Origin of the sequence: Roseiflexus castenholzii DSM 13941, from assembly GCF_000017805.1 — a bacterium.
Taxonomy (GTDB): Bacteria; Chloroflexota; Chloroflexia; order Chloroflexales; family Roseiflexaceae; genus Roseiflexus; species Roseiflexus castenholzii.
In genome coordinates this window covers 1,819,530-1,846,514 of the sequence record NC_009767.1, presented here as the reverse complement: position 1 = coordinate 1,846,514, position 26,985 = coordinate 1,819,530, and the positions used below count along the sequence as shown (strand labels likewise).

21 protein-coding genes and 1 riboswitch are annotated in these 26,985 nt (G+C 61.1%); of the genes, 8 read left to right on the top strand and 13 right to left on the bottom strand.

Features of this window, described 5'->3' with window-relative positions; all coding sequences use genetic code 11:
- The 4 genes from RCAS_RS07380 (at position 1) to RCAS_RS07365 (ending at position 7,402) form a co-directional block, all read left to right on the top strand.
- Positions 1 to 1,902 (top strand): N-acetylmuramoyl-L-alanine amidase, encoded by a 1,902-nt coding sequence (locus RCAS_RS07380; protein WP_232280198.1) that lies wholly within the window; start codon positions 1 to 3, stop codon positions 1,900 to 1,902.
- Positions 1,903 to 2,311: 409 nt separating this feature from the next.
- Positions 2,312 to 2,563: a hypothetical protein gene (locus RCAS_RS07375; RefSeq protein WP_012119967.1), complete on the top strand. Its 252-nt coding sequence runs from the start codon at positions 2,312 to 2,314 to the stop codon at positions 2,561 to 2,563.
- A gap of 344 nt (positions 2,564 to 2,907) precedes the next feature.
- Positions 2,908 to 5,340: a CHAT domain-containing protein gene (locus RCAS_RS07370; protein ID WP_012119966.1), complete on the top strand. Its 2,433-nt coding sequence runs from the start codon at positions 2,908 to 2,910 to the stop codon at positions 5,338 to 5,340.
- Positions 5,341 to 5,815: 475 nt separating this feature from the next.
- Positions 5,816 to 7,402 carry a helix-turn-helix domain-containing protein gene (locus RCAS_RS07365; protein WP_012119965.1) on the top strand — a complete coding sequence of 529 codons (1,587 nt, stop codon included), beginning with the start codon at positions 5,816 to 5,818 and terminating at the stop codon, positions 7,400 to 7,402.
- A 543-nt stretch (positions 7,403 to 7,945) separates the two neighbouring features.
- Here the strand turns inward: RCAS_RS07365 and RCAS_RS07360 are convergent.
- The 8 genes from RCAS_RS07360 to infC all read right to left on the bottom strand — a co-directional run bounded on the left by RCAS_RS07360 (position 7,946) and on the right by infC (position 17,344).
- Positions 7,946 to 8,965: a Uma2 family endonuclease gene (locus RCAS_RS07360; RefSeq protein WP_012119964.1), complete on the bottom strand. Its 1,020-nt coding sequence runs from the start codon at positions 8,963 to 8,965 to the stop codon at positions 7,946 to 7,948.
- A 486-nt stretch (positions 8,966 to 9,451) separates the two neighbouring features.
- Entirely contained in the window at positions 9,452 to 11,953 is a 2,502-nt protein-coding gene (pheT, locus tag RCAS_RS07355) for a phenylalanine--tRNA ligase subunit beta (RefSeq protein ID WP_012119963.1), read from the bottom strand.
- Positions 11,954 to 11,962: 9 nt separating this feature from the next.
- The gene (locus RCAS_RS07350; protein ID WP_012119962.1) at positions 11,963 to 13,795 is read right to left on the bottom strand and encodes a hypothetical protein; all 1,833 of its coding nucleotides are present in this window, start codon (positions 13,793 to 13,795) and stop codon (positions 11,963 to 11,965) included.
- Entirely contained in the window at positions 13,795 to 14,838 is a 1,044-nt protein-coding gene (gene pheS, locus RCAS_RS07345; protein WP_012119961.1) for a phenylalanine--tRNA ligase subunit alpha, read from the bottom strand. Before pheS ends, RCAS_RS07350 begins: the two co-directional genes overlap by 1 nt.
- A 436-nt stretch (positions 14,839 to 15,274) precedes the next feature.
- On the bottom strand, positions 15,275 to 16,063 hold the full coding sequence (locus RCAS_RS07340; protein ID WP_041330368.1) for a TrmH family RNA methyltransferase: 789 nt from the start codon (positions 16,061 to 16,063) through the stop codon (positions 15,275 to 15,277).
- Positions 16,060 to 16,413, bottom strand: coding sequence for a 50S ribosomal protein L20 (rplT, locus tag RCAS_RS07335; protein ID WP_012119959.1), 354 nt, complete (start codon positions 16,411 to 16,413; stop codon positions 16,060 to 16,062). The genes RCAS_RS07340 and rplT overlap by 4 nt, the downstream gene beginning before the upstream one ends.
- 36 nt (positions 16,414 to 16,449) lie before the next feature.
- On the bottom strand, positions 16,450 to 16,662 hold the full coding sequence (locus RCAS_RS07330; RefSeq protein WP_041330366.1) for a large ribosomal subunit protein bL35: 213 nt from the start codon (positions 16,660 to 16,662) through the stop codon (positions 16,450 to 16,452).
- 4 nt (positions 16,663 to 16,666) lie between these two features.
- Complete coding sequence (gene infC / locus RCAS_RS07325; protein ID WP_012119957.1) at positions 16,667 to 17,344, bottom strand: translation initiation factor IF-3; 678 nt, start codon at positions 17,342 to 17,344, stop codon at positions 16,667 to 16,669.
- A gap of 107 nt (positions 17,345 to 17,451) precedes the next feature.
- On the opposite strand from infC, the gene RCAS_RS07320 reads away from it, so the two are divergent.
- The 4 genes from RCAS_RS07320 (at position 17,452) to RCAS_RS07305 (ending at position 21,058) form a co-directional block, all read left to right on the top strand.
- Positions 17,452 to 18,240 (top strand): DUF4058 family protein, encoded by a 789-nt coding sequence (locus RCAS_RS07320; protein ID WP_012119956.1) that lies wholly within the window; start codon positions 17,452 to 17,454, stop codon positions 18,238 to 18,240.
- A gap of 225 nt (positions 18,241 to 18,465) precedes the next feature.
- The gene (locus RCAS_RS07315; RefSeq protein WP_012119955.1) at positions 18,466 to 19,254 is read left to right on the top strand and encodes a DUF4058 family protein; all 789 of its coding nucleotides are present in this window, start codon (positions 18,466 to 18,468) and stop codon (positions 19,252 to 19,254) included.
- A gap of 68 nt (positions 19,255 to 19,322) precedes the next feature.
- Positions 19,323 to 19,424: riboswitch (TPP riboswitch) on the top strand.
- 138 nt (positions 19,425 to 19,562) lie between these two features.
- Positions 19,563 to 20,216 carry a thiaminase II gene (tenA, locus tag RCAS_RS07310; protein WP_012119954.1) on the top strand — a complete coding sequence of 218 codons (654 nt, stop codon included), beginning with the start codon at positions 19,563 to 19,565 and terminating at the stop codon, positions 20,214 to 20,216.
- Positions 20,216 to 21,058, top strand: coding sequence for a hypothetical protein (locus tag RCAS_RS07305; protein WP_012119953.1), 843 nt, complete (start codon positions 20,216 to 20,218; stop codon positions 21,056 to 21,058). The genes tenA and RCAS_RS07305 overlap by 1 nt, the downstream gene beginning before the upstream one ends.
- A 1,192-nt stretch (positions 21,059 to 22,250) precedes the next feature.
- Here the strand turns inward: RCAS_RS07305 and RCAS_RS07300 are convergent.
- The 5 genes from RCAS_RS07300 to RCAS_RS07280 all read right to left on the bottom strand — a co-directional run bounded on the left by RCAS_RS07300 (position 22,251) and on the right by RCAS_RS07280 (position 26,969).
- A complete protein-coding gene (locus RCAS_RS07300) occupies positions 22,251 to 23,069 on the bottom strand; it encodes a PfkB family carbohydrate kinase (RefSeq protein WP_012119952.1) in 819 nt (272 codons plus the stop codon).
- A gap of 74 nt (positions 23,070 to 23,143) precedes the next feature.
- On the bottom strand, positions 23,144 to 23,833 hold the full coding sequence (gene jag / locus RCAS_RS07295; RefSeq protein ID WP_012119951.1) for an RNA-binding cell elongation regulator Jag/EloR: 690 nt from the start codon (positions 23,831 to 23,833) through the stop codon (positions 23,144 to 23,146).
- Positions 23,834 to 23,912: 79 nt separating this feature from the next.
- Complete coding sequence (locus RCAS_RS07290) at positions 23,913 to 24,950, bottom strand: YidC/Oxa1 family membrane protein insertase (RefSeq protein WP_012119950.1); 1,038 nt, start codon at positions 24,948 to 24,950, stop codon at positions 23,913 to 23,915.
- Between the two features lie 135 nt (positions 24,951 to 25,085).
- Positions 25,086 to 25,712: an EcoRI family type II restriction endonuclease gene (locus RCAS_RS26465; protein WP_408638385.1), complete on the bottom strand. Its 627-nt coding sequence runs from the start codon at positions 25,710 to 25,712 to the stop codon at positions 25,086 to 25,088.
- A gap of 87 nt (positions 25,713 to 25,799) precedes the next feature.
- Positions 25,800 to 26,969, bottom strand: coding sequence for a DNA adenine methylase (locus RCAS_RS07280; protein ID WP_012119948.1), 1,170 nt, complete (start codon positions 26,967 to 26,969; stop codon positions 25,800 to 25,802).
- Between the last annotated feature and the right edge of the window lie 16 nt (positions 26,970 to 26,985).

Here is a 26,985-nt window from a genome sequence, read left to right as displayed (position 1 = left end):
TTGACCTCACAAGACGTCACTACCGGCACACCGCCCATGATCGGGCGTTGCCTGACCATTCCGCAATGGCTCGACTACGTTGCCCGCTATCAGTTCGGGCAGTTGACCCCATCGAAAGTGGTGCTGCACCACACCTGGCGCCCAACGGTGCAGCAGTGGCGCGGTCTTGCCTCGATGCAGGGAATGCAGCGCTACTATGCCAATAAGGGATGGGCATCCGCCCCCCATATTTATGTCGCTCCCGACGGTATCTGGCTGTTTACGCCAATGAAAGACATCGGCATCCATGCCGGTCCCGGCAATGGCAGCCTGAAAGCCGGATGGTACTCTATCGGCGTCGAGATGGTCGGCGACTACGACCGTGAGCGGCCATCAGGCGCAGTGTGGGAAGGAACAAAAGCGGTGCTTGGCGGGTTATCGCGGCGGCTGAATATCCCCCCCGCAACCCTGCTCGCCTTCCACCGCGACTACAGCAAGAAAAGTTGCCCCGGATGGGCGGTTACAAAAGAATGGGTGCTCGGCGAGGTCAATGCCTGGCTCAACAATGCTGCGCCGCCGCCGCCGCCACCGCCCGGTCCGATCGGTTCCATTCCGCCGGAGATCGAGGAACTCGCCGAGGCGCTGCTCGAGCAGAGTTACGCCCGTCGCGCCGAGGGGTACAACAGCAGTTGGGCGTTCCATCAGTTCGCCGTCGAGAACAATCTGGGCTTTCCAATGGCGAAGAGCCAGCGATTGCAACACGGCGGGAAGACCTACGCCTATCAGCCGTTTGCCCGTGATACGCTCTTTTGCGAATCGCCGAACTGGGGCGACGTACAGCGCCTGTCGCAGTTGCTCGCCGGTTCTATTCCGCCGCCGGGAACACTCGGACGCGCTCTGCTCGACGCCACCTACGCCACCGGCGGCTCGCCGTTTCGCCCCGATTGGGCATTCCACCAGTACGCCGTTGCCGGCCAGACTCTTGGTCCGCCGCTGGAGCCGAGCAAGAAACTGGTGGTGGACGGAGTTTCCTACAGTTATCAGGTCTTCGCCACCGACACGATTTTCAACCGTGGCACGGAATGGCAGAACATTCAGCGCCTTAGCGCGCTCGCCAACACCACGAACCCGGCGCAGGCAAAGGTGCGCGACGAACTGCTCAAAGCCACTTACGCCGCCGCCGGGCAACAGTACCGCCCCGACTGGGCATTCCACCAACTTGCCCGGCAATGGAACCTCGGCGCGCCGCTGGGGAAAACCGACCCGATCACCGTCGGCGACAAACAGTACAACTTCCAGGTCTACGCCACCGACACGATCTACAACATTGTGCCGAACTGGAGCGACGTGAAGCGCCTGAGCGCAATCTTCGGACCGCAACAAATGCTGCTCGCCGCTCCCGCGCCGGTCGCCAGGCTTCTGTCGCCGGGCGCGGTTTTTGCGCCGGAATGGGACGCCTTCCACATTCAACGCTTTGCGGTTGCCGGGCGCGCGCCGAGTGCGTATGGCAGTCGGAGCGGCTCGAAGATTCGCCTGATCGTCCTCCACGGCGATGCAGGACCGGCGCTTCAATCGCTCGAAACGATGGCAATGCCCGGATCGCCACGCATGCCGCACTACTATGTCGCCGCTCATGGCGCGATCTATCAGTTGATCGACGACGAGTTCGCTGCATTCCACAGCGGCATGGCGTACTGGGACGGCGCGCGGCGCAACATCAACCGCAGCAGCATCGGCGTCATGCTGGAACGTCCGCACACCGGCTACACCGATGCATCCCAACGCGCTCTTTCCTGGTTGATTGCCCATCTGCGCGCGAAATACAACATCCCGGCATCCGGCGTCGTCCGCTGGAGCGATCTGTCACCCGACGCCGCCGGCGATCTCGCCGATCTGCCGGGGAACTGGTATCGGGAGGGGTGAGGCGAGAGGCGAGAGGCGGGAGGCGCGCGGTAGAGACGGTGCGGTGCAACGTCTCCACAGGTTGAAGGGTTTGTCAGGTGGGAGGGTGGTCGTTGAATGTTGAACGCTGAATGTGGGGAAGGCGGGGAGCAGCGTTGCAGATGCGAAGGTTGAAAGTGGGACGGTTGAGGCATTGCCGCAGGCGACCAGAGCGCGGACGCCGCTAAGTTGCAAGTGCGAAGGTTGAAATGGGACGGTTGAAGGTTGCCCTCTGTGCCCTCTGCGTCTCTGTGGTTAGATTCTACCGAAGGCGACCAGAGCGCGGACGCCGCTAAGTTGCAAGTGCGAAGGTTGAAATGGGACGGTTGAAGGTTGCCCTCTGTGCCCTCTGCGTCTCTGTGGTTAGATTCTACCGACCAGAAGGAGCCGTATGCCTGTCGACTTCGATAAACTCACCCTGACGCCGATCAGCGCTTGCCTGGTCGTCGAAGAGACGGCGTCGCTCTGGCAGATCCATGCCATGCTGCCGCCGGATCGCAATGACCGCCTGTACCGCTTCGTCATCGTTAGGCGGGAGAGGCGAGAGGCGAGAGGCGGGAGAGGCAAGAGGCAGGAAAGGCAAGAGGCGAGAGGCGGGAGGCGCGCGGTAGAGACGGTGCGGTGCAACGTCTCCACAGGTTGAAGGGTTTGTCAGGTGGGAGGGTGGTCGTTGAATGTTGAACGCTGAATGTGGGGAAGGCGGGGAGCAGCGTTGCAGGTGCGAAGGTTGAAAGTGAGACGGTTGAGGCGCTTCCGCAGGCGACCAGAGCGCGGACGCCGCTGAGTTGCAGGTGCGAAGGTTGAAATGGGACGGTTGAAGGTTGCCCTCTGTGCCCTCTGCGTCTCTGTGGTTAGATTCTACCGAAGGCGACCAGAGCGCGGACGCCGCTGAGTTGCAGGTGCGAAGGTTGAAATGGGACGGTTGAAGGTTGCCCTCTGTGCCCTCTGCGTCTCTGTGGTTAGATTCTACCGACCGGAAGGAGCCGTATGCCTGTCGACTTCGATAAACTCACCCTGACGCCGATCAGCGCTTGCCTGGTCGTCGAAGAGACGGCGTCGCTCTGGCAGATCCATGCCATGCTGCCGCCGGATCGCAATGACCGCCTGTACCGCTTCGTCATCGTTCCACGTGCCGATGGTATGTTTATCGTCGCGCGCTGGATCGAGGTCGAGGAGATCGTCCATCGCCTCATGCGCTACCAGGACGTTCGCGGCTGGACACTCCCTGAACTTGCCGCCTGTCCCCTGCCGCTGAATTATGTAGAGCCGGATGAACACCTCACGACCAAACTGGCGGAGGTTCCGCTGGCGACCCTGATCCAGCGCCTGTCGCCTGTACAGGGAATGGATCGCCAGGCGAACTCCACTTACGAGGCGCGCACTGTCCGCGACCGTCATCCCGGCAGGCGCGTCGTCGTGCTCGACAGCGGCACGATCTACGGAGTCATTTTCGCGGAACTGCTCACGGCTGGCAACGTCGCCTTCGACCCGTTCCGGCGCGAAACGGCGTCGGCAAAGCCGCCGATGGCTGACGATGGCGACGCCATGGGCGACATTGAGCCTGATCTGCTGCGTTCTGCCGCACCGTTGCCCGAACAGATCACAGATGTCGAACGGAGTGGAAGTGTCACACCTGAATCACTCCCTGCCGAGCGCACACCAGAGTCGGCGCTGCTCAACCAGATTGCCGGCGCCCAGGATGACCGCGTCTTCAACCTGTGGATCGAGCAGCGATTGCAACGCGAAGTGGAGATCACCGGTGGCGGCAGAACCCTGACGCGCATTGTGCCGCCGGGCGAAGCGCTGGCGATCGGTGGGATGTATGCTGTCAATGTGAATGTTGCGCCGCCGCTCGCCAGCGCTCATGTGCGGACGGGAGGCGTTGAGCAGGCGGAAGCGATGAGCGCTGCTGCACAGATCGAGGTGGATGTGCGCCTGGTCGCCGACAGCGCATTCTTCAAGGTGTACGGCATCCCTCAGCAAAAGATCATCTTTCCGCGCGGCGGGGTCTCGAAAAATATCGCCGGGTTCATCATCGAGCCGATCCAGCAGGGGATCGGTGAGATTACGGCGCTCCTCTCACTCAACCAGAAGCCGTTCCAGAAGATCGTCGCGCAGGTGGCAATCGGCGAAGCGGCGCTGGCGGACCTTCCTGCCGAACCGGTGCGCGCCAGCGGGCTGACCCTCGCCGCCGCAACTGCAACGACGCGCAGTCCACTCGCGTATCCAACCGAAATGGACGCCAGCCTGATTATTATCCGCGAAACCACCGGCTATACCTTTATCCTTTCACTGGGAAGCGGGTACACCGTCGCACGCCTGAACCTGGCGGAGAAGGAGATCGTGGATGTCATCCGCCGGGCGCGTGCCGCGTTCCTGGAGAAAATCGTCAAGCGACTCGACACGGCGCGCAATGTCTATGTCTACCAACTGAAAGACACGACGATCCCAGAGACGATCCACCAAGAAGCGCTGCGCGACCTGCGGCAGATCGGCGATCTGCTCTTCCGCTCGTTATTCTTCGCTCCCGGCAGTGGCGACGATGGAAAGGAACTGGGGCGCCTGCTACGCACCGCAACCGCCGAACGCGAATTGCGCATCAATGTCATTGCCGAACGCTTCGCCTTCCCCTGGTCGCTGGTCTATGCCCTGCCCTTCAAACCGTCCGATCCGGTCGATCCTATGGGGTTCTGGGGCTACCGTCACATCATCGAACACACGCCGCAATTCAGTGCGCGCCAGCCTGCCGTCTTCGCACCTGAACTCAACACTAGCGAGCGGCTTCACGTTGGGTTTGTTTTCGATCAGACCATCGATACGCAGTTCAATGCACCGATCATCGCCGAACAACGCCAGATTCTGCCCGGCATCGACGGCGTGGCCGTCACCGAGTACGGCACCCGTGACGCATTCCTCGATCTGCTGAGCCGTTCCCAGAATGTGCCGCAGATCATCTACTTCTACGGGCACGCAGTCAGTCGCTCGCCGGGCGAAAAGGATGCAGCAACCGGGATTGAATACGGCTTGGGCGACTCCTATTTGAGCGTCAATGGCGAAGCGGTTACACTCGACGACATGAACCTGTACGCCGGACTGGACCTCGACCGGTTCGACAGCGCGCCGCTGGTGGTGCTCAACGCCTGCGAAAGCGCTGAACTGTCACCGGAGCTGTACAACGGTCTGGTTCCCTACCTGATTGGGCGCGGCGCGCGCGGTATCATTGGCACGGAAGTGTTAATGCCCGCCTTTTTCGCTGCGGAGTTTGCGCCTGCTCTGCTGCGCCGTTTTGTCGCCGGCAATACGCGCCTTGGCGATCTGCTACGCGATATGCGGCGCGAGTATTTACGCGAGAAACGCAATGTGCTGCCGTTGATCTATGCGCTCTACAGCAATGCCGAGCTGATTGTCAAGCGTGGTTAGCAGTACAACCGTCGGTCATCAGTGGCATCGCACCCGCCGGGAGACTGTTGCTCCACGCGCGCGACCATGCGCTTCGGGAGGCGCAGGTGGCGACCGGTTGGAACCATCGGCTTCGGCATCGTCCTGGACCCGGCTATTGGTAATCGGGGATGGGGCGAGGACCCATCGCTGCCTGGTGGTCAAACCGTTCTTGCGCCAGAGCGGTGCTGAGCGGCGCTGGCAGGACCGCCCCGGTGCGCCGAACCTGAATCAGGCATCTGGCAGTCTCTGAACGAGGTTGCATGGCGCAATGCAGTCTGTGCCGATCTCGAAGAGGTACGCTCCGAAGTGCGGCTGGGCGTCACGCGAGTGCGCCACCCACCGGATGGCATCCCCGGAAGGATCGCGCTAGTCGGATTGATTAGCGGTATGACCTGTTTGCGAAGGTCTCTATTGGGCGCCGTCTGGCAGGTCTCAAAGAGCCTGGAGTCGTTGCATGAGAAGTGTAACGCCTGAACTCGAACTCCCGCGCCTGACCAGCGCCGATCTGATCGAGCGGTTCGGCAACGACGAGGTGGCGCTACGGCGGTACCGTATGCTGGCAGCCCTGCTGCGCGAAGGGCGCGCACCGGGGGAAGTGGCGCGCACCTTCGGCGTCAGCCGCGAAAGCCTGCGGCGGCTGCGCGAAGCTTTCCGGCATGGTGGTCTGGCGGCGCTGAAGAGCCGCAAGCGCGGCGGAGGTCACTTTGTGCGCAACAGTCCGCTGGCGCGCGCGCTGCGCCAGGAACTCGCCGCTGAACCAGGCATTGCGGCGAATGTGCTCTGGCGTAGGGTGCAGGCACGCTTGCGCAACGAGGGTATCCTCGACGTGCCACGCAGCACATTCTACCGACTGCTGGCGCGTCTGCGCGATGAGGAAAGCGGCATTGGAGCACAGAGCGCCACCATACGCCTGCTGCGCGAGGCGCTTGTCGCGCTCCCCGAAGACCCGCCGCTCACCCTGGGACGCAGCGATCTGGCAAAACTGCTGCTGGCAGACGAAACCGATGTTCAGCAGCGTGGACGCCGCCTGCAAGCAGCGCTGCGCGCCGCTATCGAACAATTGCGCCCACCAGACGACGCCGGTCCAGTGCTGAACGACCCGCGCTGGCGACACTACCTGATCATCGCCGGTGAGTATGAGGCGGGTGAAACGCGCGTCGATCTCCAGGAAGCGTTGGCATTGAGTGCAAGCACCTATAGCCGGGCGAAGCGCGAGGCGCTGGAGCGCCTGGCGACCCTGATGCCCGCTGCTATCGAAGCGTTGCCGCCGCCAGCGCCGCCAGCGCACTTCTATGCCCCTCCATCCGCATCTGTGGTTGGTTACGAAACCGAACTCGATCTGTACGTCGCATCGCTGCGACGCGATAGCCTGGCACTTATCTGGGGCGACACTGAAGAAGCGTTCGCCCTGTCAGCCGCGCTTGCATCCCATCTGCACACTCGCGGACAGAAGGTGATCTGGCACGCCGCTGCGCCACCCGACATCGAACTACGTCCGGGTTTGCGCCTGTTGCAGACACTTGCTGCCGCGCTCGCGGCTGAGGGCGACGATGAGCTGTGGCGCCATTTGGCGCTACCGGAGGCTATCCCGCAGGTCTGGCACCTCGACCTGCTGGCAAACACGATTGGTGGACGGCGCTGGACCGTGGTAGTGGCAAACACGCACTGGCTGACCGACAGCGATGCTGTGCAAACGCTCGACGTTTTGACAACGGCATACGAGCAGCGTGAGATTCGTCTGGCGCTTGCCGGGCGCAACCTGCCGCTCTGGGCGGATGCCGACCGCTGGCCCCCACTTCCAGGCGATCAATCAGCGTTGCCGGAATTCCTCCAGCGCCTGGCACGTCGCACTGTAACGGCGCAAGCGCCGTTCTCCGTCGAAGTCGTGCGCGAACGCGCAATGCAACTGATCGATACGCTGCCGATTAATCAGGTCGCATTTCTGCAACCCGACGAACGTGACCGTCTGATTGCAGCCCTCGCGCCCGTCGAGCAACTGTTGGTGACCCTCCGCGGCGCGGCAGGGCAGATGCCGCCGTAAGTGCTTTGCACCCGGTCAGGCGGCGGTCATCCGGGGGTGAGTTTTGTACGGAACGTCGCTGTGCAGCACAAGAGGGGCGAAGTTCGTATCGGGCGAATGTTCGTTACCGAAATGGGCGAGTTGAAACGTTGCCAAACGTCAGGGGGTCAGCAACTGACCACTGCACACTGATGGCCGAGACCATCCGATGGCACTGGTTCACCGGCATTGAATGCGCCATTCTGGAAATCCACAAACCGGCATGGTTCCTGACGCGCTATCGAGCGGCGTGGATTGCCTGACGTGCTCGATCTTCGGTTTCAGGCACATCGCTACAGTCCTTATTCGCCGCATCTCAATTATGTGCTGAATGCCCTCCACTCTTCGTGAAATGTTGCAGGAATAGCCCGGCGGCGCGTCGGATGCTGAACGCACGGCTGCGCCTGTTCCCCGACCGCTACCTGGAGTTGGCGCTTCGCCGCCTGATTGGGCAGGAAGCGACGCGACCCAACATTGCATCTCCAACCCGACCGAAGTGAGCACAGGCGACGTTCATCTACGCCATTAACCGCCGCGCAACCGGCGCAGTTCCTCTTCGAGCGCGCGCAGCCGCTCCTCGGCTGCCTGTCGCGCGCGCGCTTCGGCTTCGCGCGCCTGCGCTTCACGTTGCGCCCGCTCCGCTTCGCGCTGCGCCCGCTCCTCGGCTGCCTGTCGCGCGCGCGCTTCACGTTGCGCCCGCTCCGCTTCGCGCTGCGCCCGCTCCTCGGCTGCCTGTCGCGCGCGCGCTTCGGCTTCGCGCGCCTGCGCTTCACGTTGCGCCCGCTCCGCTTCGCGCTGTGCTCGCTCCGCTTCGCGCTGCGCCCGCGCTATCGCCTCCGCCGCCTGCCGCACAACAGTCGCGTAGTCGCCGAACGGAACGCCGTGTTCGTCGTAGCAGACGACGTGATCCTGCTCGATGCCCAGCCACAGGTTGGCCACTATCAGATGCACCCGTCCCGCCGTATCCGGCGGGTGCAACCGGTATGCGCCCCCCTCCAGCCAGTAGTCGAGCAGGCGCAGACGCCGCTCCCGACGACCACGACTGACATCGTCCACAATCACGTACTGCGCCACCCCCGCTCGCGCATAGTGCTCCACCTTGCGCTCCAGGTCGTTCTCGCGCGTCTCCGGCGAGGTGATTTCGATAATCAGCGCCGGACGCGCGCCCTCGACCGCCACCTCGAACGTGCTCCAGTTCTGGCGTTCCTGCACGCCCGGAATGACTGTCACATCCGGTCCGTGCGGGCGCAGGTCGGGCACGTCCCACGCAATGCGCACATCGGTCAGCACGATCGCCGCGCCCGACTCCTCCAGGCGCATGCGTAGCACTTCCGTCAGATACATGCGGTCGGTCTCGTGGCGATCGTTATGCACGATGAAATCTCCCACTTCCGGGTGCAGGACGTCCTCCAGCGTGAGCGGAACCTGTTCGAGATGGTTGGGATCATCGGGAGTTGGGCGCGGCACGAAACGCCAGCCGTAGCGGAACGGGTCGTCGGCTGGCGCCGCGTCCGACGGCGCGACGGGAATGGTCGTTTGCGTCATACGTGGTCCTCCCTGGTACATCCGGTTTCCGGGCAGGGCGCGGCGGTCACGCGACGCTGCCTGACGTCATTGTACCACACCCGCACACGTGTACGAGGCGGGGACGTTGAACGTTGAATGTTGAACGTTCAACGTGGGCAGACTTGCCCCAGGCGACTTGTCGCGAGCGAAGCAGGGTGAAGCCTTCCCCGACCCGTGAGATTTCTGCCGAGGATACGTCTCTGCGCGGGCGATCATACTGCGCTACGGGTCGGAAAGGCGCCCGACGTTCGTGAGGCTACGTTTCCGTGTGGGCGATCATCGGCGGGATACCCAATCACGGAACCACCCGGCGCACCGCCGATGGCGCGGTTCCCCGGTTGCAGGGCGGCGACGATGCGATCCAGGCGCGACAGTGCGGGGCGCCGTCGCTACTTTATGCCTTCAAGACAGTGCAATCCATTCACGACGGTGCGGTACGCCGTCGCGCCTTTCTCGCCTGCCCATTTATCCCCGAATCGTCGCGCCAAGGTCGTGTTCCAGCCCGCGCACGATTTTCTGACGGATTTTCGCAATCTCGGCGTCGTTGAGAGTGCGGTCCGGCGCGCGGAACACTAACCGGTAGGTGAGGCTGCGTTTGCCGACGCCAACCTGCTCGCTCTCGTACACATCGAAGAGCGTTAGCGACTCGAGCAGCGCACCGGCATATTTGCGGATGGTCACTGTCACTCGTTCCGCCGGCACATCAATCGCCGCCACCAGCGACAGGTCCTGAGTAGTCGCCGGGTAGCGCGAGATAGCGCGATAACGCACCGGTTCGATCAGTGCGCCGATCAGTTCGAGATCGAGTTCGGCGGCCATCGCGCGCGGCGCGGCGATCTCCAACCGCTCACAGACATCGGGGTGCAACTCGCCGATGACGCCGAGCACGCGCCCATCGCGTTCCAGCCGCGCCGCGCGCCCGGGATGGAAGCGCGGGTCGTCACTCACCGGAACATACTGCACGCCGGAGATGTTCAACCGCGCCAGCAGCGTCTCCACAACCCCCTTCAGGTCGAAGAAATCCATGAAGGTCTCGTCCGATGTATGCCACGCGCGCTCGTGCCGCCGACCTGCCAGCGCCAGCGCCAGTCGACGCGGTTCTTCGGGGCGCGGCTCATCGCTGCCAGGAGCGCGTTTCAGGTAAACGCGCCCGATCTCGAACAGGAGCACTCGTTCGCGTTCGCGCAGGTTCTGCGCCAGCGCCTCCAGCAGCGTCGGCAGCAACGACCGGCGCAGAAACTCGCGTTCTGGGGTCAGCGGGTTCGCCAGCCGCAGATAGCGCGATGGGTCCGCGTCCGCCGGATTGACCGCCGCCACCGCTGCCATACTGGTCAGCGAGTACGTGATCGCCTCATCCAATCCGGCGCCTGCCAGCAGGTCACGCACCCGCAGTTCCAATTCCAGCGACGAATTGTTGCGCTGTTCGGGCAACGCGTCCGCCATCAGGGTCAACGGAATGCGATCATACCCGTACATGCGCGCTACTTCTTCGCACAGATCGGCAAGCATGGTCACATCGCGCCGTGAACTCGGCACGGTGACGCGCACAACTGCGCCATTGTCGATGAGATCGCAGGCGAAACCCAGCGGACGCAACAGATCGGCAATCTCGGTGGCACTCAGCGCAACGCCGACGATTCGACGCACCTCGCGCGGCGTCAGATCAAGGATCACCGGTTGCCACGGACGCGGATAGTTGTCCACCATCCCCTGCGCTACTTTGCCGCCGGCGATCCGTTGCAGTAGCGAGAGAGCACGGCGCTGCACCAGCGGCGGCAGCTCGTAATCCACGCCGCGCTCAAAGCGCTTCGACGCCTCCGAACGCGCCCGCAGCGCAGTTCCCATCCGCCGGATGATCGTCGGATCCCACACGGCGACTTCGAGCAATACACGAGTTGTGGTCGCGCTCACCTCGCTCGATGCGCCTCCCATGACCCCTGCCAGGCTGAGCGGTCCCCGTGGGTCGCACACCAGCAGCGGCAGCATCCCGCCACCGAGCGACGCATCCAGGTTGTGCTCTTTGTTGTCGAGCGTCACCAGGCGCTCACCGAGGCGCGCCAGGCGAATGATCAAATGCTGGTCTGCCACGCGGTCGGCGTCGAACATGTGGTTGGGTCCGCCGAATTCGAGCATCACATAGTTGCTGATGTCCACAATGTTGTTGATCGGGCGCATGCCTGCCATCGTCAGGCGGCGCTGCATCCAGAGCGGCGACGGACCAATCGTGACCCCCTCAATCAGAGTCGCCGTAAAGCGCGGGCAAAGGTCGGGTTCCTCGATTGTCACGCGGACGCGCCCTTCGATTGGGGGACCATGCTCAACCACGTTCATCTCCGGCATGCGCAACGACGCGCCGGTGAGCGCCGCGATTTCGCGCGCCACGCCGAGGATCGACAGACAACGCGCCATATTCGGCAGCACATCGAACTTCAGCACCACATCGCCAAGGTAGTCGCGCAACGGCATCCCGACCGGCGCATCGTCCGGCAGGATCAGAATACCTTCGTGGTCTTCGGACAGACCGAGTTCCTTTTCCGAGCAGAGCATCGCGTCCGACATGATGCCGCGCACCGGGCGCCCCTTCAGACGCATCTTCACCCAGCCTTCGGCATGACCATCGTACAATTCCGCGCCTTCGCGCGCGAAGACCCCCTTGAGCGGCTGCGACAGGCGCCCTTTGTCTTTGTAGGGGAAGAGATTGGGCGCACCGGTGACGACCGTGTGTGGCGCGCCGGCGCCGTAATCCACATCCGCGAGAACCAGACGGTCGGCATTCGGGTGCTGCCGTACTTCGAGAATGCCGCCGATCACGATCTTCTCCGGGTCCCACGGCAGATCGGCGCCTTCGACCCCAATCCGTTCGATCCCCTCACACTCCAGCCCTGCACGAGTCAGCCGTTCGGCAAGTTCTTCGACCGACAGGGTAATGTCAACGAACTCTTTCAGCCAGGATAGAGGAACACGCATAGAAACTCCTTATGGACTGGTGATCATCAGAGTGGTCAGCACGACGTGATCGCCGTCAGGATCGTACACATTGTCATCATCGAAGAACGCCGCGCGCCGTCCGGTCGCCGGGTCCCATAAACCGACCCACAGCGCATACTCGCCGGGAGAAAGATGGGCGGGAATTGCCAGCGAGTAGCGCGCCTCGACCCAATCCCCTGCCACCCACTGCGACATTGGGTAGGCGCCATTGCGCGGCTCACGGTTGTCTTCCGTCACAATCCGCCGGTTGGCGTCAACCAGATGCACGAACGTCCACCAGTCGCGGTCCTGGCGCGACACAGCATTCCAGAGCAGCGCCAGTTCAATCGTTGCGCCAGGGCGGGGCGTCCCTTCGATCCGCCAGCGACGGATTACCGCGCCGGGTTCGGTCGAACGCGCGAAGCGTGCGTAGGTCTCGTGTCCCTCCCAGGCGCGCACCGCCGATGAGGAGAGCGTTTGAAACGGATAGGCTGGCCGAATCACGCTGACCGGCAACCATGCCGCAATACCCGCCATTCCGACAATGAGCAGCATCACCGACGCACCATGACGAAGCCAGACACTCAATCCGCATGCCAGGAGCGTTGCGATGGCAGCGATTGCCGGAAAGAGAAGCCGCCCCTGCCAGGCGACCAACCCGGCGGTGAAGGCGAAACTCACAACCCACACCAGGGACAGGATTGGCAGCGCCGCCAGTTGCCAGGTCCATCGGCAGATTGCCTTATTCGGGCGCGCCAGCAACCGCACCCAACCGGCGACCGATACCGCAAGCAGCGCCACGTACACTGCCATCGTCCACGGTGGCGCCGGAAGATTCATCCAACCAAAACGCGCCCAGAACGATTCATAGAGAGCTGTCAGCGCACCTGCCCAGACTGCCAGATTGGTTGCGTCGAACGCCTGCGTGGCAAATTCCGCCCGAAACGCCTGCAAACCAAGCGGATCGCCATACAATTGCCAATTCCGCAGATACCACCAACCAGCGATGATCATCGCCCCGGCAACCACCACCGCCATAGAGGAGCGCGGCGTTGCCGCACTTCCATCCGCCGCATGCAAAGGATGCAACGTTTTCGCGCTCATATGCGCCACACCACCCGTTACACACCACACAAACACAAACGGCGCAAACACCCATGCACTCTGTTTGGTAATCAACGCCAGTCCCAGAACGACACCAATCAGCATGGCGCGCAGCAACGACCGCGGACTGCTGACGACCAGCCAGAGCAGCGCCGCGCCAAGCGCCGCCAGCAGCGCATCGTTGCTGATCAGCGACGAGATAAAAATGAATTGTGGGTTGAGGGCGACCAGCGCCGCCGCCAGCAATGCCATCAGATCGCCATTCGCCGCATGCTCTGTGGAGCGGTGCAACGCACGTACCGCCAGATACGTGAAGACCACCGTCGCCGCGCCCGCCAGGCTCGACACCCCGCGCGCCAGACGCCATGCCCACACCTGCGCGTCCCAGGGCCACTGCTCACGGCTCCCGTGCGCAACAGCATTCACCTGATCGCCACCCGCCCAGGTGAAGCGCGGATTTCCGGGCAGATCGAAGGCGCGCAACGGGTGCGGCAACCAGAGCGCCGCCGGGGTCGCCAGCAGATAGGCGAGCGGCGGATGATGCCCCGACCCCGGCACATCGCTGACACATGGCGGCAGACACTGCACCGGCAATCGCCTCTCGCGCGCCACGAAGAACACATACGCCGCATGCCCCGGTTCGTCCGGTCCCTCGCCGAGCGGCGTCGTCAGATTGTACAGGACGCAGAGCGCCAGAAAGAGCGCAACCAGCGCAATGAGCGGCAATCGAGCTTTCATCAGAACTGTTGCAGAAACCGCTCATCGCCGCTGAAGAACCAGCGAATGTCGTCAATACCATAGCGCAACATCGCCATCCGTTCTGGTCCCATCCCGAACGCAAACCCGCTGACCTTTTCCGGGTCGTACCCGCCATTGCGCAACACCGTGGGATGGATCATGCCCGCGCCAAGGATTTCGAGCCACCCGGAATGCTTACAGACGCGACACCCCGCGCCGCCGCAGAGGAAGCACTCGATATCGAACTCGACGCTTGGCTCGGTGAAGGGGAAGTAACTCGGACGGAAGCGGGTTTTCACCCCTTTACCGTACAGCCGTTCGGCGAAGGCCACCAGCGTTCCCTTCAGGTCGGCGAAGGAAATCCGTTCACCGATGGCAATGCCTTCAACCTGAAAGAACTGCATCTCGTGGCGCGCCGTCACCTGTTCGTAGCGATAACACTTGCCGGGCAGAATGGCGCGCACCGGATTTGGCGCATTGGCGCGCATCGCATAGATCTGCCCCGGCGACGTATGCGTGCGCAACAGGAGCGTCGGTTCGCCGGACGCAGTTTCGACATAGAATGTATCCCACATATCGCGCGCCGGATGGTCTGGTGGCATATTGAGCAACTGGAAGTTGAACTCATCGGTTTCGACTTCCGGGCTTTCCCACACCTGAAACCCCATCTCCCCCAGAATCGTGTAGATCGTGCGAAGCATCTGCGTGGTGGGGTGCAACCGTCCGACGGCGGGAGCGCGTCCGGGAAGGGTAACATCGACCTGATCGGCTTCAAAGGCGTGCTGACGCGCCGCGCGTTTCAACTGCGCTTCAGCGCGTTCGAGCGCCTGTTCGAGCGTGGCGCGTGCGGCATTGAAACGCGCTCCGGCAGCCGGACGTTCCTCGGCCGGCAGCGCGCCAAGCCCCCGACTCAAACGCGAAAGCGCCCCCTGCTTGCCAAGATAGGCGCTCTTCCATTCGGCGAGCGCCGTCAGATCGGCGGCATGATCAAGCGCTGCGAGCGCCTCCTGTTCAAGCTGATTCAACTGATCGATCAATGACATGCTGCCTCCACTCAACAACAAAGCCACGCACTCGCCAGGGACGAGGCGTGGCCCGTGGTACCACCCTGTTTCGGCAGAATCGCCCATGGCGACTCCACCCTCATAGCCCCGATAGCGGAGGGCAACCGGCAACGACTACTCGGCGCCTGCGCAGACAGCCGCTATGCAGCCTGCGCTTCCTTTCCCCGTCGCGGCTCGGAAGGGAACTTCAGCGGGGCGTCACGGCGACGGCTCACACCCTTCGGCCATCGCTCTCTGCTCGTTGTCTCCCGCCTACTCGCTTCGTCATAGCCTGCGTGTATGATGACGTATACCAATGACGATTGACGATGCCGCATGCGTGTCATTCCGAGCGCAGCGCGGAATCTGCGCGGGTTGCGCACGACCCCTCGCGCTGCTCGGGGTGACCATGCCGGACGGTCACAGGTAATTGGTATTAACCACGTCCCAGCGTGCGCTGCCGCAGCGCCTCGAACAGGATCACGCTTGCCGCCACCGCGACATTGAGCGACTCGGCTCTCCCGCACATGGGGATGGTGATCGGTTTGGTAGCAAGCCGACGCGCAGCCTCACTCAAACCGTGCGCCTCATTCCCGACCAGCAGCGCCGACGGTTGGCGCCAGTCGGCGGCATAGTACGGCATGCGCGCATGTGGATCGGCGGCATAGACATGATCAACATCTGCCAGACGCTCGCCGATCTCATCCCAGCGGACGTCCTGCTCGATGGACAGGCGAATGTGCGCCCCCATCGCGCTACGCACCACTTTCGGCGCATAGACATCGACCGTACCGACGCTACAGAGCGTCTGCGCCACGCCGACAGCCTCAGCGCTGCGCAGGAGCGTTCCCAAGTTACCGGGATCCTGCACGGCATCGATCACCAGAATCAGACCAGGTTTCCCTGGCGGGATTTGCGGCCATCGGGCAAGCGCCACGACTCCTTGCGGATGGACGGTATCGGCGACTGACGCAATCACCTGCGGCGTCGCCGCATAACCGACAGGCAGGCGTTGAAGCCGTTGCAACAAATCCAACCCGGCAGGCGTCTGCTGCAATTGTTCCGGCGCATACAGCACAAGCGTCAGCGTCGCGCCACTCTCCAGCGCATCGGCGACCAGGCGCACCCCCTCAAGCACGAACATCCGCTCACGGCGACGTTTCTGGCGGTCGGCAGCCAGCGAGCGGATTCGTTTGACATGCTGATTCGCCGGGCTGGTAATCACACCACCTGCTGCGCCTGTTCGACGACCCGCCCAAAGGCGGCAGGATCGCGCACCGCCATATCGGCGAGCACTTTGCGATCAAGTTCGATGCCAGCGCGCTTGAGACCGTTCATCAGGCGGCTGTACGACATGCCGTGCATCCGAGCAGCGGCATTGATACGGATAATCCAGAGGCGGCGAAAATCGCGTTTGCGATTGCGCCGGTCGCGATAGGCGTACCAGAGCGCCTTCATCACCGTTTCGCGCGCCACTTTGACGCGACGGCTGCGGCTGCCGCGATACCCTTTCGCCTGCTCGAGCAATTTTTTATGGCGCTTGCGCACCATCACACCACGTTTCACGCGGGCCATAGTGTCAACCTCTGAGTCCTGGCTACAAACGCGCTTCTAGCGGCTATGCTTTGCAATATACGGCAATGCACGGCGCAGGCGGCGCTGAACCGTCTTATGCACTTCGAATGTTCGATCAAGATGCTGCAAAATCCGCAGCGACATCCGGCGGCGGAAGTGCCCGCGACGACCGGCAGCGCGGACCATTTTCCCTGTTCCCGTGAGTGTAAACCGTTTTGCCGCGCCTTTGTGCGTCTTCATCTTTGGCATGCGTTTATTCCTCTTCGTCGGACTGATCGTCGGGCGCTGCATCAGACGCGGGCACACTGACCTGTGACTTCGCTTGCGTTGGAGTGCGAGGCGCCTGTTGCTGCCGTTCACGCTGCGCCTGTGTTCTGGCTTTCTGGTTCGGCGCAAGCAACAATGTCAACACTCGCCCTTCCATCGTTGGTCGCTGCTCGACAACCGATACGTCGCGCAGTTCCTCCGCCATGCGTTCCAGCATTTCCAGTCCAATTTCCTGATGGAAAATCTCACGACCGCGGAACCGCAGATTGAACTTGACCTTGTCGCCATCGAGCAAGAAACGCCGCGCCTGTTTGGCTTTGACATCCAGATCGTGTTCATCGGTTTTCGGTTCCAGGCGGATCTGCTTGACATCCACCTGCTTCTGGTTTTTCCGCGCCTCGCGCTCTTTCTTCGACTGCTCGTAGCGGAATTTGCCATAATCCAGAATGCGACAGACGGGCGGGACGGCGTTCGGCGCGACTTCAACCAGATCAAGCCCGCGCTCTTCCGCCATCAGCAGGGCATCGCGGATTGGGACAATGCCGACCTGTGCGCCATTCTCGTCAATCAAGCGCACTTCGCGAGCGCGAATGCGATTGTTGATACGAAGCCGGTCTCTAATTGCAGCGCTCCTTTCGACGTGTGACGGTACAGAACAACACACCGCGCCGGAAAGACGCGATGTGAAGGAAGTATAGCATTACCGCGCGATTTCGTCAATGAAGTTGGGCATTCCATGGTATCATGCTTGTGCAATATCAGGAGGCGCGCATGGAACCGCCATTTCCGGGAATGGACCCTTATCTCGAGCATTCGAGCTTGTGGCCCGATGTGCATACCGGGTTGATTACGGCGATGCGTGACGACTTGCAGGCGCGGATTGCGCCGGGGTACATTGCGCAGATTACTCCCTACGTCGCGCTGGAGCAGATCGAGATCGCTGCGCCGCGCCGCGCGCTGGTTCCCGACATCGGCGTGTATGAACGCGAACCCGCTGCTATCGCGGCCGCCAGCGTGGACGCTCCTACCCTCACCGGCGTCGCGCTGGCGGAAATCCCCACCCGCTATGCGCGCATCGAAATCCGATCCGTCGTCGATGAGACGCTCGTGACCGCCATCGAACTCCTCTCGCCGGTCAACAAGCGCCCCGGTCCCGACGGCGCCGACGCCTACGAGAAGAAGCGCCAGGAACTCTTTATGAGCGGCGTCCACCTGCTCGAAATCGACCTGCTGCGCGGCGGGAAGCGCCCCAATCTGGCGCGCCCCGACCCGCTGCCCAACGCGCCCTACTTCATCTTCCTCAGTCGCGCCGAACGCTGGCCCGCCATCGACATCTGGACCTGCCCCTTGCAGCAACCGCTGCCGACCGTCCCTGTGCCGCTGCGCCGACCCGACCCGGATGCGCCGCTGCCCTTGACCCGGCTCGTGCATCAGGTGTACCGCAACGCGCGCTACGATTTACGGATCGATTATCGCCAACCGCCGCCGCCGCCTGACCTGTCGCCGGAAGATGCCGCGTGGCTCGACGCCCATCTGCGCGCCAAAGGGCTGCGTCCGTAGGTCCGGGCTTGAATAGACCACGGATTGACGCGGATTGGTGTGTGATGGATGATCGATCCGTCTCGATCCGTGTCAATCCGCGTACTCTTATGCAGCACATCAACAAGCGATGAGCGTATCGAACCGCCGGGGTCCTGACCATTTATATTATTCCCTGTGATCAGGCGATCAATGCAGCAACGCTGGTTCTGTGCTATGATGCTCGCCAGATAGCAGGAGGCGCCTATGGAACCGCCATTTCCGGGAATGGACCCTTATCTCGAGCATTCGAGCCTGTGGCCCGATGTTCATCATCGTATCATTAGCGCCGCCTGCGATTACCTTCAGGCGCGGATTGCGCCGGGGTACATTGCGCAGATTACCCCCTACGTCGCGCTGGAGCAGATTGAGATTGCTGCGCCGCGCCGCGCGCTGGTTCCCGACATCGGCGTGTATGAACGCGAACCCGCTGCTATCGCGGCCGCCAGCGTGGACGCTCCTACCCTCACCGGCGTCGCGCTGGCGGAAATCCCCACCCGCTATGCGCGCATCGAAATCCGATCCGTCGTCGATGAGACGCTCGTGACCGCCATCGAACTCCTCTCGCCGGTCAACAAGCGCCCCGGTCCCGACGGCGCCGACGCCTACGAGAAGAAGCGCCAGGAACTCTTTATGAGCGGCGTCCACCTGCTCGAAATCGACCTGCTGCGCGGCGGGAAGCGCCCCAATCTGGCGCGCCCCGACCCGCTGCCCAACGCGCCCTACTTCATCTTCCTCAGTCGCGCCGAACGCTGGCCCGCCATCGACATCTGGACCTGCCCCTTGCAGCAACCGCTGCCGACCGTCCCTGTGCCGCTGCGCCGACCCGACCCGGATGCGCCGCTGCCCTTGACCCGGCTCGTGCATCAGGTGTACCGCAACGCGCGCTACGATTTACGGATCGATTATCGCCAACCGCCGCCGCCGCCTGACCTGTCGCCGGAAGATGCCGCGTGGCTCGACGCCCATCTGCACGCCAAAGGGCTGCGTCCGTAGGTTCGGGCTTGAATAGACCACGGATTGACGCAGCCTTGACAGGCGCTGTGCGACAGCGTATACTCCACAGTGTTCCGTAGGGGCGCTTCGCTGACGCGGCGAGGCTGAGAGGGCACCCTTTGCACCTGATCCGGGTAATGCCGGCGTAGGAAATCGGAACGGTCGCTGAGCGCTATGGCTGTCAGCCTGTTTCCTCTTCGCGGTCCTCTTCGGTTTTTGCACCCCCTTACGGAAGCGATTCACTATGCGCCTGTGTGCGACAGACCAACGCAGGCGCACACGTCGTATGCCGCAAAGGAGGAGTCGTCATGCGCTTTACCGAAACACTCTGGTCGTCGATCACCGGCATCTACCAGGCTATCATTCAGCATCCATTCAACGAGGAACTGGCGCAGGGAACGCTGTCGCACGAGAAATTCGCCTTTTACATGCAGCAAGACGCCCTGTACCTGGCAGATTTTGCGCGCGCGTTGGCGACAATGGCCGGGCGCGCCCCCGATGAGGAGGCGATCATCCAGTTTGCGCGCTTCGCCGAGGGAGTGGCGGTCGTCGAGCGCGCGCTGCATTTCACCTACTTCCGCGAGTTTGGCATCGATGCACCGACGCGCCAGCAGTCACCCTCGTGTTTCGCTTACACCAACTTTCTGCTGGCAACTACTGCCGGTCGCAGTTACGAAGAGGGCATGGCCGCGCTGCTCCCCTGTTTCTGGATCTACCGCGAGGTTGGAAGCGACATTTACCGCCGCGCAGCGCCAAATAACCCATACCAGAAGTGGATCGACACCTACGCCGGGCAGGAATTCGCCGAATGGGTCAATCGCGCGATTGACCTGACCGACGCCATCGCTGACCAGGCATCTGAACCGCAGAAAGCCCGTATGCGCGACGCTTTTGTGCACTCTTCACGGTTGGAGTGGATGTTTTGGGATAGCGCCTACCGTCTTGAACAGTGGATGCCGTGATGACACACCAGTTGCTGGCGCTGGACTTTTCGGGCATGTTGAGCCTGGAGGCGGTGCGCTTCGGTATGCCGGATCGCCTGGAGCGGACGCTACGTCACAGCGGGCTATGGGACCTGGGTGTGGATGTCGAACGCTACTGGAACGACATCGTGAAGCCGACGTGGGAAACCGGCAGCACAACACCCACCCCATATGCGCTCCTTATCGCCCGGCGTCTGTCGTGTGACGACGCGCTTCAGCGTGCTGAACGGTTCGTGCAGGCATACCTTCAGGCATCGGTCATCGACCCGGCGTGGCGCCCGCTCTTCGACGCCATGCAATCGGCGGAGCATATGACGCCTCTGGTCGCCACCGATCACTACGCTGAAGCCACCGACCATATTGCGCGACAGATCGCCGCGATGGGATGGCACGCAGCGGCATTGCGCACCGATGACACCGGCAAAACGTCACCGCAGATTATCTCGACGCCGAATGGCGATCGTCCGCCATCACGCGCCGTCCTGATCGCCAATTCAGCCGACCTTGGCGTGCGCAAAGACAGCGCGCTCTTCTGGCGGCGTGTGCAGGAAGGACTCGGCGAACAACCAACCGAGATTCTAATCGTCGATGACTTTGGCGCCAATGAAAACCTGCTCGACTTCTACGCCGATCCGGTCAAGGTCAATCGCCGACAGGCGCAGACCATCGATGCCATGCGCAGCGTCTTCGGCGCGCCGGTGCAGACATTCCCTTTCATCCTCGACCGAACTCTTCCTGACCGGGAGGCGCTGTATGCCGCCTATCGCGCGAAGGTGGAGGCAACGGTCAGGGAGATGGTGACGGTTCTTCACGGCAGGTGAGGTCGCGCAAAGGGGTGGCGATTATCTCTACTCCGCCGATGACCTGCCGCCGTCGAGTAGAGCATTCGTACCCTGCTCGGCGCCAGCGCGCAGACGTTTTATACCAATGACGATTGACGATGCCGCATGCGTGTCATTCCGAGCCCTTCGCTTCGCTCAGGGTAAACGCAGCGAGGAATCGGCGCGGGTCGCGCACGACCCCTCGCGCTGCTCGGGGTGACCATGCCGGATGGTCACAGGTCATTGGTATTACTCGCTGTCCCACGTTCAACATGCACCGCTTTCCTTCACGCAACCCCTGACTTCACCCCTCGCGCTTCTCCACCAATGCGAGATACATCTCGCGCGACGCGATGGTCGGGTTCCTCGCCTCGCGCCTCTCGCCCCCTCCTCGGACCGTCACAGCAGATTTGGTGAACCACAGAGACACAGAGAACACAGCGGGACCCACGTTCGTATGGTTCAAGCGGCCCGCTTGACCCTACTTATACCAATGACGATTGACGATGCCGCATGCGTGTCATTCCGAGCCCTTCGCTTCGCTCAGGGTAAACGCAGCGAGGAATCGAAGCGGGTCGCGCACGACCCCTCGCGCTGCTCGGGGTGACCATGCCGGATGGTCACAGGTCATTGGTAAAATGCGTCAAACCGAACGACGAAACGCGCCTCGTCGTCAGGTGACCATGCCGGATGGTCACCGATCATTGGTAAAATGTGTTCCACGAAGGACACAAAGGTCCACCAGACGCCGGCAATCTGCCCCCCTGCCCCCGCTGCCCTTTAGGGGCGGACTGAACCCCCGCGCGCACCCCGGCACACCCACCGGGGGACCGCCGCGCGCAGCGCCAGTTTCCCCACTCCCGCGCACGGGAGCGGGGCGGGGGTGAGGGTACAACGGCGCATCCCAACGCCATGCCTGCCCGCTATGCTCGTGCGTGCGGTCCACCCTCGAACCGCTGGAAGCAGGAGTTACGCTCGGCGGTCTGCCGTTCATGCTCATTCCAGGCGGCGGGATCGCCACGCCGCTCACACTATCATACCGATGTGGAAGTGGGTCTTATCCTTTTTCCGGTGACGCCTTAAGACATAACGGTACGCAGATGCGCGGGTAGCCTCACAGGACGCTCCGACAGAGACACCGGCGCTATCTCCCTCTGCGTTCAACCTTCGGCGTCTTTCCCGTACCCCACCTTCACCGTTCCACGTCCTCCCGATAGGGAATTGCCCCCGGACCCACCCCCTCAACGCTACGCGCGGCGATACAGGCGGCAAAACGCGCCGCTTCGAGCGGGTCGCCGGTTTCGTCGAGGCGCACGAGGAGCGCAGCGGCAAACACATCGCCGGCGCCGGTTGGATCGCGTTCGATGGCGGGGCAGGCGTCGATATAGTGTGGCTCCCCGTAGATGAACAGCGTTGCCCCCGCAGCGCCGCGAGTGAGCGCCACAATCGGACAGTAGCGCGCATATGCGTGAGCGAGCGCTTCATCGAAGCGCACATCTTCGATACTCAACACCAGCGCATCGATCCGCGCCAGCACATGCGGCGGCGGATCCCAGGGTTGATAGGTGATTGGTGCGGGAAACGGCGCATTCCAGGCACGCATCATGCCCTGTGGCGTCATACCGAGGAGGGCGTCAGGGAAGGCATTCACCAGGTGTTCGGGCGTTTCCGCCAGGATTGGCGCCAGATGCACAATACGCGCCGACCGCCACGCAGCAGGAACATTATCGAGCGTAAGAACCCCCGAATCGGCATGCAAAAGTTGCACCCGTCCTTGAGGCGTATAACGATTCTCGAAGATCGGCGCGTCCATTGTTGCAGCGAACGCAACCGCAATATCGGCAGACCAGTCTGGCGGGATGGCGGCGCGCGCCGACACGACCCCCACGCGGCGACCCAGCCGGCGAGCCGTCAGCGCAGCGTAGAGCGCCGTTCCTCCTGGCGCATATGAGCCATCGAACAGCACATCACGGGTCATATGACCGATCAGAAGATAGTCGGGTATGGTCATGGAAATTAAAAAGGGCAGAGCGACAGCCAGCGTGTCGCCGATTGTCGCTCTGCTCTGCTACCGTCGTGCCGCCGTCATGATCGTTTTGCCGGATAAATCACAACTTTCCGGTTCTCACCCTCACCGCTGCTCTCGGTATACACCGTCGGATCGGAGCGCAACGCCAGATGCACAATGCGTCGTTCATAGGCGCCCATTGGCTCGAGCATCAACGGACGTCCACTCTGACGCACCCGTTCCGCCATACGACGCGCCAACCCTTCGAGCGACTCCTGGCGGCGCTGGCGATAATTCCCGACATCGACGACGATTTGGGGCCATTTTTGCACCCGGCGACTGACCAAAAGATTGACCATGAACTGGAGCGAGCGCAGGGTTTCGCCGCGTCGTCCAATCAGCAGGCTCATCGCCTCTTCATCGGCGCCCTCGATATGCAGCGTTATCGTCTCTTCAGGTTCGCCGCGCTGATCAGGGACCGCACTGACCACCGCAGTAACATAGGCATGGATATCCATGCGTTCGAGGATATCCTCCAGAATCTGGCGTGCAACCTGTTCGACGGGACCGGTCGCCGTTGCACGTGACGGCGCTGACGGCTCTTCCGTCTCATCATCTACAACGGTGACGCGCACAAGCGCCTCATCGCCATTCGTACCCGGTTCGAGCACCTCAATCGCCACTTCATCGCGATCTTTTCCCAGTTGTGCAAGGGCAAGACGAACTGCTTCCGCTACTGTGCGTGCACTGATCTCAATACTTTTCATGAAGCCCCCGCTTGGAATATGCGATCCGCGCGACGATGCGCCCTGGAGAAGAGCAAAAGCCAGCGGCTCCACGTCTCTTCTACCTGCGCGCCCGCCTGCGCCGCGGATTCATCTGTGACGACACACGCCGCGCTTCCGCGCGCGCCGCTTCCGTCGGCGCGGCGCTTTCGACGGGTGCGGCGCTGCCGGACGATAACGACTGCGGCTCAGCCGGCTCACTGCGCGCCTCGGTCAGTGGCCGGAGCACGTCCCAAAAATCAACCTTGCGCGATGATTCCTCTGAAGCAGCAGGACTCCCGCCGCCGACAGCCGATGCCGCCGACTGCGCCGGCGGCGTGATCGGTGGAAGGAGACCGCCATCGGTCGGCAGAAACTTGAGATAATTCGCCAGCGAACCCCAGCCAGAGATCACATACTGCTGAATGATCGACAGAATGCTGCCGACCACCCAGTAGAGCACCGCGCCACTTGGGAAGATAAACCCGATATATCCAAACACAATCGGCAGAATCAGCATCGACTGCATCATCGCCTTCTGCTGCGGGTCCTGGATGCGTGGCGTCGCCATCAGTTGCACAATCAGCTGAAAGATCACCGAGAGGATAGGCAGAATGTAGTACGGGTCGGTTTTTCCCAGGTCCGGCAGCCAGAGGAAACTGCCCGCGAGTTGCGGCTGCCCAAGCGTGGCAGTCGTTGCAGTGCTGAAGGCGATCCCCTGCTCATTGAGGACGCGCAGCATCGCACTGCCAGCGTGTTCGGCGGGCGACACGCGCGTCAGATTGATCACCGCCTGATAGACACCGAGAAAGATCGGCAATTGCAGGAGCATCGGCAGACACCCGCCCACTGGATTGACCTTATACTCGCGGTAGAGCCGCATCGTCTCTTCCTGGAGTTTCTGCGGATCCTTACCGTATTTGCGCTGCAATTCCTTCATGTGCGGTTGCAACTCCTGCATCTTGCGCGACGACTGAAGCGACTTAATCGTCAGCGGCAGAATGAGCAGGCGTGCAACAATCGTAAACAGAATAATCGCCAGACCGGCGCTGCCCGTCCACGCATAGAACGTCAGCAGCACCTGCTGGAGGAACTCTACAAAAGCGAGCCAGACGGGCATAACAGTATGTCCTTAATTACACACGACCCATACCGTGTGTATTCTAGCGCATTTTTGGTCGTCTGTCAGGTGCGGATTATGTGAGATGATTGCCAGCGCATAAGCGCAACCACTGGAGCACGCCTTATGGTCGTGCTATTGGAAATGCTTCTCACCATACTTGGAGAAGTAATAGAACACCGACCGTTCTGCTATGTCCTTCATGATATCAGCCATCTCTTCAACCGACCATGGCTCCTGTCGAAAATAGAAACTGCCACGCTTGAACTTTCCATCCCCTTCGTCGTGCAGGTAAGTCTTGTTCAGCTCACCGAACATGGCCATGGTAGCGACTCGATCCAGGATCGAAGACTTGTCCTCAAAGTCACACCCGTAGCCAAAGCAAACGAAAGGAAAGATGCTCTCGCGCATCAGCGCCGTGCGAAGACCGATAAGATTCTTGCCAAGACGCTCAATAGCATTCCCTCTTGCCTGTCTTGGGCGTCCCTCAGCAACACGCAGGTCATTTGTTCCCTGGTTCTTCACCTCGGCAATAAGAATGGGATAAGTCAGAGTATCATCACGCTGCCCATGGATACAAAGTATCCCTCCGTCTGGACGAATAGAGCTGCTTTCAAAGTGATAATGAAATTTAACATCAGGATAGGTTTGGCGAAGCTCTGCTACAATGTCTCTCAGGCGCCATTCCGGTTTGTGGATCAGAGATATTTTCTTTGAAAACTTTTGATCAATATAATCAATGACCTGCTGTAAAGCCTTGATGATGTCTAATTGCTGTTTTTTAGATGTTACATTAATAATTGTCCCAGTTCTTTGTTTATGAAGCTGATTTTTTTCGAGCCATATACTTTACCTGCGCTCAACAAGAAACATATATTCAGTGACGTAGATTGATCTGTTGTTGAAATTTCGACTGCCTCGAAACGCATTATAGGGCAATTCAATAACATCGACCTTGCCGATCTTTTCAAGCAAAATGCGCATCGTTTCTGGTTGAATGAAACCCTCATTGTTGAATGAGATCAGAATAAAGGAAGCGTCGATATGCTCCAGTAGATCTTTTAGAAGCGGTAAAGCTTTGTTTTTGACATTATATCCAGATCTTCGCCAATCTTGGGGTATTCCTGAAATGCGACTGATATTCGCCGGACGCTGATAATGTACAATAAGGTTGAGCATAAAGTAGTTGGATCCATACGGGTGTTGGTTGTAAGGCGGATCGATATACACTAAATCCAGACCTTCAAGCCTTCGTGCCAGGATGTTGGCATCTTCTTGAAAGACTTCATAATCACATTCAAACAGACTAAGAACAGGGGATTCGAGCATTATACGACCCAGTATTCTCGTAAGAGCATCTGACCCGCTTCCTCCAAAATGTTCCACACCAGTGTGTCGATTCTTATAAAAACCCTTGAATACACCGGCGGTATTTGCATGAACAGAGGCTTCACTCAACAGCGGCCCGAGGAGAAGATCCTTCATCTCATTTGGACACTCTTCTATCAGACGGCGATAGTTATCTATCCTTCTGGCATTCTCGCGCGTATAGAAGACTCTGTCCTCTTTCGTAATGTTCTTTTCATCTTTGGGCGCATACATTTCCTCTATAAAGCCCTTCGGAAGAGACTCAGCAACGACTCTGGCGTTCAAATCGGCAACTATCTCGGAAAGCAATACAAAATCCACTGTGCTTCGGTTACGCAGATAGCATCGAGAAGTCACTGCTGCGTAGTCTTCAATATCATTGCTAATAAGCAACGAAGCATGGGCTTTCATATAACGCGAAACAACACCAGAGCCGCTAAAAAGATCGGCCACGCGCAATCGATTCTTGCCGAGCCGTCGTTTGACACGCTCCAGAGCAATGCCGATACACCCCAGGAGAGCGCGTTTGTTGCCGATATAGGTAATGAGTTGCCTTGAGAGATACTCCGGGTTCTCAACAACCGGATCATCTTTCTCCCAGAGCGACAATTGCCAGTTATCTCCGATGATAAGCGATTGATTGTCCCCCACAGCATTCTCCGGTTAC